The sequence below is a fragment of the Streptomyces sp. NBC_01515 genome (assembly GCF_045040345.1).
GTDB lineage: Bacteria > Actinomycetota > Actinomycetes > Streptomycetales > Streptomycetaceae > Streptomyces.
On record NZ_CP109416.1, the window covers coordinates 8,420,969 to 8,432,936 of the forward strand.

Annotated in this window: 9 protein-coding genes; 3 read left to right on the forward strand and 6 right to left on the reverse strand. The window is 70.0% G+C overall.

Annotated elements, in window-relative coordinates; genetic code table 11:
* Positions 1 to 39: 39 nt before the first annotated feature.
* Positions 40 to 1,968, forward strand: a complete 1,929-nt coding sequence (gene dxs, locus OG407_RS37855) for a 1-deoxy-D-xylulose-5-phosphate synthase (RefSeq protein WP_405864230.1) — start codon at positions 40 to 42, stop codon at positions 1,966 to 1,968.
* A 148-nt stretch (positions 1,969 to 2,116) separates the two neighbouring features.
* Entirely contained in the window at positions 2,117 to 3,640 is a 1,524-nt protein-coding gene (locus OG407_RS37860) for an amino acid permease (protein WP_405864232.1), read from the forward strand.
* Positions 3,641 to 3,728: 88 nt separating this feature from the next.
* Here OG407_RS37860 and OG407_RS37865 read toward each other — a convergent pair whose 3' ends face one another.
* Positions 3,729 to 4,100 carry an NTP pyrophosphohydrolase gene (locus tag OG407_RS37865; protein WP_405864234.1) on the reverse strand — a complete coding sequence of 124 codons (372 nt, stop codon included), beginning with the start codon at positions 4,098 to 4,100 and terminating at the stop codon, positions 3,729 to 3,731.
* A 69-nt stretch (positions 4,101 to 4,169) separates the two neighbouring features.
* On the opposite strand from OG407_RS37865, the gene OG407_RS37870 reads away from it, so the two are divergent.
* Positions 4,170 to 5,189 (forward strand): hypothetical protein, encoded by a 1,020-nt coding sequence (locus tag OG407_RS37870; RefSeq protein ID WP_405864236.1) that lies wholly within the window; start codon positions 4,170 to 4,172, stop codon positions 5,187 to 5,189.
* Between the two features lie 71 nt (positions 5,190 to 5,260).
* On the opposite strand, the gene OG407_RS37875 is transcribed toward OG407_RS37870, so the two are convergent.
* From OG407_RS37875 to OG407_RS37895, 5 genes are all read right to left on the reverse strand, one after another.
* Positions 5,261 to 7,390, reverse strand: coding sequence for a 3-hydroxyacyl-CoA dehydrogenase NAD-binding domain-containing protein (locus OG407_RS37875; protein WP_405864238.1), 2,130 nt, complete (start codon positions 7,388 to 7,390; stop codon positions 5,261 to 5,263).
* Positions 7,387 to 8,604 carry an acetyl-CoA C-acyltransferase gene (locus OG407_RS37880; RefSeq protein WP_033285033.1) on the reverse strand — a complete coding sequence of 406 codons (1,218 nt, stop codon included), beginning with the start codon at positions 8,602 to 8,604 and terminating at the stop codon, positions 7,387 to 7,389. Before OG407_RS37880 ends, OG407_RS37875 begins: the two co-directional genes overlap by 4 nt.
* Positions 8,605 to 8,903: 299 nt before the next feature.
* The gene (locus OG407_RS37885) at positions 8,904 to 10,181 is read right to left on the reverse strand and encodes an HRDC domain-containing protein (RefSeq protein ID WP_405864240.1); all 1,278 of its coding nucleotides are present in this window, start codon (positions 10,179 to 10,181) and stop codon (positions 8,904 to 8,906) included.
* A 167-nt stretch (positions 10,182 to 10,348) separates the two neighbouring features.
* The gene (locus OG407_RS37890; RefSeq protein WP_030605794.1) at positions 10,349 to 11,011 is read right to left on the reverse strand and encodes a response regulator transcription factor; all 663 of its coding nucleotides are present in this window, start codon (positions 11,009 to 11,011) and stop codon (positions 10,349 to 10,351) included.
* Between the two features lie 237 nt (positions 11,012 to 11,248).
* The gene (locus OG407_RS37895) at positions 11,249 to 11,875 is read right to left on the reverse strand and encodes a DUF3000 domain-containing protein (RefSeq protein WP_405864242.1); all 627 of its coding nucleotides are present in this window, start codon (positions 11,873 to 11,875) and stop codon (positions 11,249 to 11,251) included.
* Between the last annotated feature and the right edge of the window lie 93 nt (positions 11,876 to 11,968).

Below are 11,968 nucleotides of genomic sequence, written 5' to 3' on the forward strand. Positions count from 1 at the left end.
GGCAACAGCTCGATCAGCTCTACTCGCAAGGAGGCACGGGTGCCGCTGCTGACCCGCATCAGGGGACCGCGCGATCTGGACCGGCTCAGCCTGGAGCAGCTGGACCAGCTGGCCGGGGAGATCCGGACCTTCCTCGTCGACGCCGTCTCCAAGACCGGCGGCCACCTCGGCCCGAACCTCGGTGTGGTCGAGCTGACCATCGCCCTGCACCGCGTCTTCGAGTCGCCGAAGGACCGGGTGCTGTTCGACACCGGCCACCAGTCCTACGTCCACAAGCTGCTCACCGGCCGTCAGGACTTCTCCAAGCTGAAGATGAAGGGCGGCCTCTCCGGCTACCCCTCGCAGGCCGAGTCCGAGCACGACGTCATCGAGAACTCGCACGCCTCGACGGTCCTCGGCTGGGCCGACGGCCTCGCCAAGGCCAACCAGGTGCTGAAACGGGACGATCACGTGGTCGCGGTGATCGGTGACGGCGCGCTGACCGGCGGTATGGCCTGGGAGGCGCTGAACAACATCGCCGACGCCAAGGACCGCCCGCTCGTCATCGTCGTCAACGACAACGAGCGGTCGTACGCACCGACCATCGGCGGCCTCGCGAACCACCTGGCGACCCTGCGGACCACCGACGGCTACGAGCGCTTCCTGGCCCGCGGCAAGGACCTCCTGGAGCGCACTCCGGTCGTCGGCAGGCCCCTCTACGAGACGCTGCACGGCGCGAAGAAGGGCCTGAAGGACTTCATCGCCCCGCAGGGCATGTTCGAGGACCTCGGTCTCAAGTACGTCGGGCCCATCGACGGGCACGACATCGACGCCCTGGAGTCCGCGCTCGCCCGCGCCAAGCGCTTCGGCGGACCGGTCATCGTGCACTGCCTCACCGAGAAGGGCCGCGGCTACCAGCCCGCCCTCCAGGACGAGGCCGACCGCTTCCACGGCATCGGCCCCATCCACCCCGACACCGGCCTGCCCATCAAGGCCTCCGGCGCCGACTGGACCTCCGTCTTCGGCGACGAGATGGTCGCGCTGGGCCAGGAGCGCGAGGACATCGTCGCGATCACCGCCGCGATGCTCCAGCCCGTCGGCCTGAAGAAGTTCGCCGACGCCTTCCCGAACCGCATCTACGACGTCGGCATCGCCGAGCAGCACGCCGCCGTCTCCGCGGCCGGCCTCGCCACCGGCGGACTGCATCCCGTCTTCGCCGTCTACGCCACCTTCCTCAACCGCGCCTTCGACCAGGTGCTGATGGACGTGGCCCTGCACAAGTGCGGGGTGACCTTCGTCCTGGACCGGGCCGGCGTCACCGGCACCGACGGCGCCTCCCACAACGGCATGTGGGACATGTCGATCCTCCAGGTCGTCCCGGGCCTCCGGCTCGCCGCACCCCGCGACGCCGACCAGGTCCGCGCCCAGCTCCGCGAGGCCGTCCAGGTCGAGGACGCGCCGACGGTCGTCCGCTTCTCCAAGGGCGCGGTCGGACCGGCCGTACCCGCCGTGGGCCGCATCGGCGGCATGGACGTGCTGCGCGCGCCCGGCACCGACGCCCCGGACGTCCTGCTGGTCTCGGTCGGCGCCCTCGCGCCGATGTGCCTGGAGATCGCCGCCCTCCTCGACAAGCAGGGCATCTCCACCACGGTCGTCGACCCGCGCTGGGTCAAGCCCGTCGACGAGGCCATGGCCCCGCTCGCGGAGCAGCACCGGGTGGTCGTCACCGTCGAGGACAACTCCCGCGTCGGCGGCGTCGGTTCGTCGATCGCACAGGCGTTGCGCGACGCGGGCGTGGATGTTCCGCTGCGCGACTTCGGCATCCCGCCGCGCTTCCTCGACCACGCCTCCCGCGCCGAGGTGATGACGGAGATCGGCCTCACCGCCCCCGACATCGCCCGCCAGGTCACCGGCCTGGTCTCGAAGCTGGACGGCCGCTTCGAACGCCCCACGGCGGAGGTCGACTCGGTGGAGTCCGCACGCGACTGAGGCACGGCCGGCACCGCTGAACGGGCCGCTTCCGCCACTCTTTGCAGTGGTGAAAGCGGCCCATTCGCGTGAACCCGCCCGCGTCGGGGCATACGCACATCGCCCCCTCTCGATCATGTCGAGGACGCCAAGCGTGGGAGGTACAACCGTGAGCAGCACACTCTTCCGGACGAAGAGAGTCGAACAGTCCATCAAGGACACCGAGGAACCCGAGCACGCGCTCAGAAAATCTCTCTCGGCCCTGGATCTCACCGTGTTCGGCGTCGGCGTCGTCATCGGCACCGGCATCTTCGTCCTCACCGGCACGGCCGCCAAGAACACCGCCGGTCCAGCGGTCGCCCTGTCCTTCGTCGTGGCCGGCGTGGTCTGTGCCCTCGCGGCGCTCTGCTACGCCGAGTTCGCGTCCACGGTCCCGGTCGCGGGCTCCGCGTACACCTTCTCGTACGCCTCGCTCGGCGAGTTCCCGGCCTGGATCATCGGCTGGGACCTGGTCCTCGAACTCGCCCTCGGCACGGCGGTGGTGGCCGTCGGCTGGTCCGGCTACATCCACTCGCTGCTGGACAACGCGGGCTGGCACCTGCCCGAGGCGCTCAGCGGCCGGGACGGCGCCCACGGCTTCGGCTTCGACATCCTCGCCGCCGCGCTCGTCCTCGTCCTCACCGCGATCCTGGTGCTCGGCATGAAGCTCTCCGCGCGGGTCACCTCGGTCGTCGTCGCCATCAAGGTGGCCGTCGTCCTCGTGGTGATCGTCGCCGGCGCGTTCTTCATCAAGGGCGACAACTACAAGCCCTTCATCCCCAAGTCGCAGGCTGTGGAGGCGGGCGGCAACCTCAAGGCCCCCCTCATCCAGCTGATGTTCGGCTGGGCGCCCTCCAACTTCGGCGTCATGGGCATCTTCACCGCCGCCTCCGTGGTCTTCTTCGCGTTCATCGGCTTCGACGTCGTCGCCACCGCCGCCGAGGAGACCCGCAACCCGCAGCGTGACGTGCCGCGCGGCATCCTCGGCTCATTGATCATCTGCACCACGCTGTACGTCGCCGTCGCGGTCGTCGTGACCGGCATGCAGAAGTACAGCTCGCTGTCGATCGACGCACCGCTCGCCGACGCGTTCAAGGCCACCGGACACCCGTGGTTCGCGGGCCTGATCAGCTTCGGCGCGGCGATCGGCCTGACGACGGTCTGCATGATCCTGCTGCTCGGCCAGGCCCGCGTGTTCTTCGCAATGAGCCGAGACGGACTGCTCCCGCGTTTCTTCTCCCACGTCCACCCGCGCTTCCGCACCCCGTACCGCCCGACCATCCTCCTCGGCGTGATCATCGCGATCGTCTCGGGCTTCACGAGCCTCAGCGAACTGGCCGAACTGGTCAACATCGGCACGCTGTTCGCGTTCATCGTGGTCGCGATCGGCGTGGTCATCCTCAGGAAGCGACGCCCGGACCTGCCCCGCTCCTTCCGCACCCCCCTGGTCCCGGCCCTCCCGATCGTCTCGGTCCTGGCCTCCTTCTGGCTGATGCTCAACCTCCCCGCAGAAACCTGGCTCCGCTTCGCCATCTGGATGGCGATCGGCTTCGCCGTGTACTTCTTCTACGGCCGCACACACAGCCGCCTGGGCCTGCAACAGGCGGCGGAGGCCGGGGAGTCGGCGACACCGCCGAGCGGAAGCGCTTCGTAGACACGCCAGTTGGCCGTACGGCCCCGCAAGTCCCCCTCGGTGGAGGGGATTTGCGGGGCCGTACCGCGTATGTGCCGGCCGGTGCGGGTCAGCCCCGTACGCTCCGTGGCCCGGTGACCTCCGCGCCCAACTCCGTGACCCTGCGCCGCAGTTCACGGTCGGCGGTGATCACCAGGCAGGGGCGGCCGGCGGCCTCGGTGACGAGTTCGACCATGCGGTCGTCGCCGCTGCCGGGGGCCGAGTCCACCCGTACGCCCGGGACGGACGCCACGCCGCGGGCCGCGCCCTCCACGACGAGGACGAGTTCCACGGGGTCCGTGCGGCCCGGCAGGCCGTCGCTCGCGAGCCGGTCGCGGAGGCGCTCGGCGGCACCCTTGCGGTCGCGCCACCAGCCGTCGGGCACCGACCCGACGACGTTGGCGCCGTCGACGATCACCAGCAGGGGAATGTCCTCGTCCATGGGCCAAGGGTCGCACGCGGGGCGGGGGGTGCCCCGCGCAGAAGTGCCCGCCCCAATTACAGTGAACCGGTGAACGGCGACTGGCTCATACGCGGCCGCGACGGCCGGCTCAGTGTGTATCTGCCCTCGGGCGACGCCGTCCTGTGCCGGGCGGAACGCGGCCCCGGCGGCCTCTGGAGCGCCCCGCGCAAGGTCGGCGGCGACCAGAAGCTGCACCCCGGGCTGCTCGGCATCGGGCAGGGCGCGGACGGCTACGCCCACCTCGTGTCCTGGCGCCCCACGGTGGCCGGCGAGTCCGGACTGGTCCACTCCACGCACTTCCGCCCCCGGCTCGCGGCCCTCGACTGGAACCCGATCGGCCACCCGAACAAGAAGGGCGACCGCACCGGCGTACCGGCGATCGCCGTCGACGCGGAAGGCAGGGCCCACGTCTTCGTGCGCAACGCGGGGGCCGGTGTCAGCCTGCTGGCCCAACGGGAGAAGGGCGGCTGGGAACCGTGGCGCGACCTCAAGGGCAGCGACGTCCACGAGGACCTGGCGGCGGTGACGGGGGAGTCCGGCACGGTCGAGCTGTACGCGGCGGTACCGGGCGCGATCCTGCACTGGCGTCAGCTGGAGCCGGGCGAACAACCGGTGCTGGAGGAGGCGATGGAGGCCACGATCCGCCCCGGCACCCTTCGAGCCCTGGCTACTTCGCCGCAGAGCACCACCCTTTTCTACACGGACGACTCCGGCGACCTCTGCACCTGGCGCCCCGGCACCAAGCCCATCACCCTCCTCCCCTCGGCCGGCCCCGGCCCGGTCTCCGCCGTCCGCTGCGAACTCGACGGTTACGACTGCACGTTGATCGCCCAGCGCTCGGCGAGCGGCCGGGTCGCCTTCGCGGCGTATCCCACGGAACGGGAGTCCGCGGGCGCCTGGTGGACGGAGTCGGGGCCCCAACTTCCTTCGGACGCCGAGGTTTCTCTGACCCTGGACGAGGACGAGCGGGTGGCCGCGGCGACGGTGTCTCCGTCCACCGGTCAGCTGCTGATCACTCGGCGGAAGGCGGAGGCGGGGCTCGCGCTGGAGGCCTGGCGGGAGGTCTGAACATGAAACAGACAAAGGGGGCCTCCGCGCGATCGCGCGGAGGCCCCCTTCAGTAGTTGCCGGTCGTCATATCACGCCGGCACGCTCGCCAGACCCGGCGCCAGGAACGCCTTGCCGTTCACCCGCTCCGACACACCCTCCCGGTCCAGGTACGGCGTGATGCCGCCCAGGTGGAAGGGCCAGCCGGCGCCCGTGATCAGGCAGAGGTCGATGTCCTGGGCCTCGGCGACGACGCCCTCGTCGAGCATCAGGCCGATCTCCTGCGCCACCGCGTCGAGGACCCGGTCCCGCACCTGCTCCTCGGTCAGCACCGAGTCACCCTGCTTGAGCAGCGCGGCGACCTCGGGGTCCAACTCCGGCTTCCCGCTGTCGTAGACGTAGAAGCCGCGCTTGCCCGCCTTGACGACGGCCGCGAGGTTCGGGGAGACCGTGAAGCGGTCCGGGAAGGCCCGGTTGAGGGTCTCCGAGACGTGCAGGCCGATCGCCGGACCGACCAACTCCAGGAGGACCAGCGGGGACATGGGCAGGCCGAGCGGCTCGACGGCCTTCTCCGCGACCGCGACCGGTGTGCCCTCGTCGATGACGTTCTGGATCTCGCCCATGAAGCGGGTGAGGATGCGGTTGACGACGAACGCCGGGGCGTCCTTCACCAACACCGCTGTCTTCTTCAGCTTCTTGGCCACCGCGAACGCGGTCGCGAGCGAGGCGTCGTCCGTCTGCTCGCCGCGCACGATCTCCAACAGGGGCAGAATCGCCACGGGGTTGAAGAAGTGGAAGCCGACGACCCGCTCGGGGTTCTTGAGCTTCGACGCCATCTCGGAGACGGACAGCGAGGAGGTGTTCGTGGCGAGGATCGCGTGCGCCGGGGCGACCGCCTCGACCTCCGCGAACACCTGCTGCTTGACGCCGATCTCCTCGAAGACGGCCTCGATGATGAAGTCGGCGTCGGAGAAGCCCTCGGCCTTGTCCAGCACACCGGTGACCAGGGCCTTGAGGCGGTTGGCCTTGTCCTGGTTGATACGGGACTTCGACAGCAGCTTCTCGATCTCGGCGTGGACGTAGCCCACACCCTTGTCGACGCGCTCCTGGTCGATGTCCGTGAGGACGACAGGTACTTCGAGGCGACGGAGGAACAGCAGGGCGAGCTGGCTGGCCATCAGACCCGCGCCGACCACGCCGACCTTCGTCACCGGACGGGCGAGGGACTTGTCCGGCGCACCCACCGGACGCTTGCCGCGCTTCTGGACGAGGTTGAACGCGTAGATACCGGCGCGGAGTTCGCCACCCATGATCAGGTCGGCGAGCGCCAGGTCCTCGGCGTCGTAGCCCTGTTGGAGGTCGCCGTTCTTCGCGGCCCCGATGATGTCGAGGGCGCGGTAGGCGGCCGGGGCAGCCCCGTGCACCTTGGAGTCCGCGACGAAGCGGCCCTTGGCGACGGCCTGGTCCCAGGCCTCGCCGCGGTCGATCGCGGGACGCTCGACCTTGATGTCGCCCTTGAGGACGTTCGCCGTCCAGATCAGCGACTGCTCCAGGAAGTCGGCGCCCTCGAAGAGCGCGTCGGCGATCCCGAGGTCGAAGACCTGCCGGCCCTTGAGCTGCTTGTTCTGGTTGAGGCTGTTCTCGATGATCACCGAGACGGCCTTCTCGGCGCCGATCAGGTTCGGCAGCAGCGTGCAGCCGCCCCAGCCGGGGACGAGGCCGAGGAAGACCTCGGGCAGCGAGAACGCCGCGATGTGCTTCGACACCGTGCGGTACTCGCAGTGCAGACCGACCTCGACGCCGCCGCCCATGGCCGCGCCGTTGTAGTACGTGAAGGTCGGTACCGCGATGTCCGCGAGGCGCTTGAAGACCTCGTGGCCGCCCTTGCCGATGGCGAGCGCGTCGTCGTGGTTCTTGAGGAGCTCGACGCCCTTGAGGTCCGCGCCGACGGCGAAGACGAAGGGCTTGCCGGTGATGCCGACACCGACGATCTCGCCGGCCGCCGCCTCCTTCTCGACCTGGTCGATGGCGGTGTTCAGGTTCGCCAGCGAGGCCGGGCCGAAGGTGGTCGGCTTGGTGTGGTCGAAGCCGTTGTCCAGCGTGATGAGGGCGAACCGCCCTGCGCTGTACGGCAGTTCGAGGTGACGGACGTGCGCGGACGTCACGACCTCGTCGGGGAACAGCTCGGCCGCACCCTTCAGAAGCTCGGTGGTGGTGCTCACTTGTCCCCCTCGAAGTGCGGGTTCTCCCAGATGACCGTGGCGCCCATGCCGAAGCCGACGCACATCGTCGTCAGGCCGTAGCGGACGTTCGGCTGCTCCTCGAACTGCCGGGCCAGCTGCGTCATCAGGCGGACGCCCGACGAGGCCAGCGGGTGACCGAAGGCGATCGCGCCGCCGTACTGGTTGACGCGCTCGTCGTCGTCCGCGATGCCGTAGTGGTCGAGGAAGGCCAACACCTGTACGGCGAAGGCCTCGTTGACCTCGAAGAGGTTGATGTCCTCGATGCCGAGACCCGCCTTGGCGAGCGCCTTCTCGGTCGCCGGGATCGGGCCGTAGCCCATGACCTCCGGCTCGACGCCCGCGAAGGCGTACGACACGAGACGCATCTTCACCGGCAGGTTGTGCTCGCGCGCGAAGTCCTCGCTCGCGATGATCGACGCGGTGGCACCGTCGTTCAGACCGGCCGCGTTGCCCGCGGTGACCCGGCCGTGCACGCGGAACGGCGTCTTGAGCCCGGCGAGGTTCTCCAGGGTCGTCCCCGGACGCATCGGCTCGTCGGCGGTGACGAGGCCCCAACCGACCTCGCCCACCTGCTCGTTGGTGTTGCGCACCGAGATCGGCACCAGGTCCTGCTGGATCTTGCCGTTGGCGTACGCCTTGGCGGCCTTCTCCTGCGAACGCACCGCGTACTCGTCGGCACGCTGCTTGGTGATGTGCGGGTAGCGGTCGTGCAGGTTCTCCGCGGTCATGCCCATGAACAGCGCGGAGTCGTCGACCAGCTTCTCGCTCACGAACCGCGGGTTCGGGTCCACGCCCTCGCCCATGGGGTGGCGGCCCATGTGCTCGACACCACCGGCGATGACGGCGTCGTAGGCACCGAAGGCGATGGAGCCCGCGGTGGTCGTGACGGCGGTCAGCGCGCCCGCACACATACGGTCGATCGAGTAACCGGGCACCGACTGCGGCAGCCCGGCGAGAATGCCCGCGGTCCGCCCCAGGGTCAGCCCCTGGTCACCGATCTGCGTGGTCGCGGCGATGGCGACCTCGTCGATCTTCGCGGGGTCGAGTCCGGGGTTGCGGCGCAGCAGCTCCCGGATCGCCTTCACGACGAGGTCGTCGGCCCGGGTCTCGTGGTAGATGCCCTTCGGGCCCGCCTTGCCGAACGGGGTGCGGACGCCGTCGACGAAGACGACGTCCCTGACGGTACGAGGCACGATTGGCTCTCCTCCAGGGTGCGGGATCGGCACTGCCGCGATGCGCTGAGCGCGCGCTCAGTACCCATGCTACTTGTGGGTAACCAAGCTGCCCAGCCCCGGGGCCGGGAGCGGCGAACGTCACACTCCGCCCCCGCCCGGTTCCCCACGCACCACCTGAGGATCTTGGCCGGATCTCGACGCCCCGGTTCCGCTTCCGTGGCCCTTTGTTCAGGGGCGCGGGGCTGTATCGATGTGCGGCTCCGCCGCGGGGCGCGACCAGCCACAGCGAGCCCGCACCCGCAAAACAACACAGACCGCTACGGCGCCTTCGCGGTCAACGCCTCCACCAGAACCGGCGCAACCTGCTCAACCTGCCAAGCCCGAGCCCCGTACCCCGCCAACGCGGCCCCCACGGAAGCCACATCCACACTCTTCGGCGGCTCCCAGCAAACCCGCCGCACAGTGTCCGGAGTAATGAGGTTCTCCTGAGGCATGTTGAGCCCCTCGGCCACAGCAGACACAGCGGCCCGCGCCGCGGACAACCGAGCCGCGGCCTCGGGATCCTTGTCGGCCCAAGCGCGAGGCGGCGGCGGCCCGGTGACCGGCTGCCCAGGCTGCGGCAGCGCGGAGTCGGGAAGGGCCTTGGCCCGATCGACGGCCGCCTGCCACTGCTCCAGCTGCCGCCGGCCCATCCGATGCCCGAACCCGTTCAACGCCGCGAGCGCCTGCACATCCAGCGGCAGCGCGAGCGCGGCCTCGACGATCGCCGCGTCCGAGAGCACCTTCCCCGGCGACACATCCCGCCGCTGCGCGATCCGGTCCCGCGTCTGCCACAGCTCCCGTACGACACCGAGCTGCCGGCGCCGCCGTACCTTGTGCATCCCGGACGTACGACGCCACGGATCCTTGCGGGGTTCGGCGGGCGGCGCCGCCGCGATCGCGTCGAACTCCTGGCGGGCCCAGTCCAGCTTGCCCTGCCGGTCGAGTTCCTTCTCCAGCGCGTCCCGCAGATCGACGAGGAGTTCGACGTCGAGGGCGGCGTAGCGCAGCCAGGGTTCGGGCAGCGGGCGGGTGGACCAGTCGACGGCGGAGTGCCCCTTCTCCAGGACGAAACCGAGTACGCCCTCGACCATCGCGCCCAGTCCGACCCGCGGGAATCCGGCGAGCCGACCCGCCAGCTCGGTGTCGAAGAGCCGCGTCGGCACCATGCCTATCTCGCGCAGACAGGGCAGGTCCTGGGTGGCGGCGTGCAGCACCCACTCGACGCCGGAGATGGCCGCACCGAGGCCCGACAGGTCGGGGCAGGCGACGGGGTCGATCAGTGCGGTGCCCGCGCCCGCACGGCGCAGCTGAACCAGATAGGCGCGCTGTCCGTAGCGGTAGCCGGACGCGCGCTCGGCGTCGACGGCCACGGGACCCGTGCCGGCGGCGAAGGCCGCGATCACCTCGGCGAGGGCGTCCTCGTCGGCGATCACGGGCGGAATGCCCTCCCGGGGCTCAAGCAAAGGGATCGGCGCCGTTTCGACGTCGTCCGGAGGGGCGCCTCCGGTGGTTCGCAGTGAGCTGTCTGCTGCGGTTTCTTGGGCGTCGGTCACCTGTCAAGAGTATCCGCGTATGGACAACGCCCGCCGACGGAACGTTCCGTCGACGGGCGTCTGGGGGTCGTAAACCAGTCAGGTAAGTGAAAGATCCGGTTCACGGCTCGGAGGGGGAGCGGGAAGGAGAGCGGAAGGGGGTGTGGGGACGGGGTCGCGGGAGGGGGTCAGTGGATGATTCCGGTGCGCAGCGCCACCGCGACCATGCCGGCGCGGTCACCCGTGCCGAGCTTGCGGGCGATGCGGGCGAGGTGGCTCTTGACGGTCAGTGCGGACAGGCCCATGGAGACGCCGATGGCCTTGTTCGACTGGCCTTCCGCGACCAGACGCAGGACCTCGACCTCACGGCCGGACAGTTCGCGGTAGCCACCCGGGTGGCTCGGGGAACCCGGGGGGCGGCGGTGCATACGGGCGGCGGCGGAGCCGATGGGGGCGGCGCCGGGCCGGGTGGGGAGCCCGACGTTGGTGCGGGTGCCGGTGACGACGTAGCCCTTGACGCCGCCCGCGAGGGCGTTGCGCACGGCACCGATGTCGTCGGCGGCGGACAGGGCCAGGCCGTTGGGCCAGCCTGCGGCTCTGGTCTCGGAGAGCAGGGTGAGACCGGAACCGTCGGGAAGGTGGACGTCTGCCACGCAGATGTCGCGGGGGTTGCCGATGCGGGGACGAGCCTCCGCGACGGACGAGGCCTCGATGACGTCGCGCACACCGAGCGCCCACAGGTGGCGGGTGACGGTGGAGCGTACGCGCGGGTCGGCCACGACCACCATGGCGGTCGGCTTGTTCGGGCGGTAGGCGACCAGGCTTGCGGGCTGCTCAAGAAGAACGGACACCAGGCCTCCTGGGGTGCGGGACGACTTTCAAGGTCACAGTCGTCTTCGGCACCAAACCCCAGGTCCTTTAGAGAAAGATCACGATTTAGTGAGTAGCAATCAGTGCAATTCGGACACGCTGTCGATCGTTCGGTGAACGAAACGGCTCGTTCGATGGGCCACTCCTGATTGAAAGTGGCCGTATCGACAAAGACACCGGAAACGATCGGTAAGACCTCGGTGTGTCTCGGGTAAGGCTCAGCGTGACTGCGGGCCCCGGCGTTGCGGCAGCGTGACGATGGACGCGTCGCCCGGGCCCGCCGGCGGCAGGCCCGCGACCTGGGCCAGCAGATCGCACCAGGAGGCGAGATGTGCCGCCGTGTCCGGAACGCCGCCGAGTCCCTCGCGCGGCGTCCACGAGGCACGGATCTCGATCTGGGACGCGGACGGCCGCTCGGACAGCCCGCCGAAGTAGTGGGAGCTGGCCCGCGTGACGGTGCCGCTCGCCTCGCCGTACGTCAGTCCGCGCGCCTGGAGCGCACCGGTCAGCCACGACCAGCACACGTCGGGCAGCAGCGGGTCCGCCGCCATCTCCGGCTCCAGCTCCGCGCGCACCAGCGTCACCAACCGGAACGTGCCGTGCCAGGCGTCGTGCCCGTCCGGGTCGTGCAGCAGCACCAGCCGGCCGTCGGCCAGGTCCTGGTCTCCGTCGACGACCGCCGCCTCCAACGCGTACGCGTAGGGGGCGAGCCGCTGGGGCGCGGGCGTCGGATCGATCTCGATCTGCGGCCTCAGCCTGCTGTTCCGCAGGGCCTGGACCGCGGCCTGGAAAGCCGGCGGCGCCGCACCGCCCCCATCCCGGTCCCCCTCCTTGGAGTCGTCCATCCCGTCAGCGCCATCCGACAATCGTCCCTGAGCCGCAGCCATGCGGGAAGATTAAGGGGAACGGAGGCATCGTGCGGGACTAGACACCCGCTC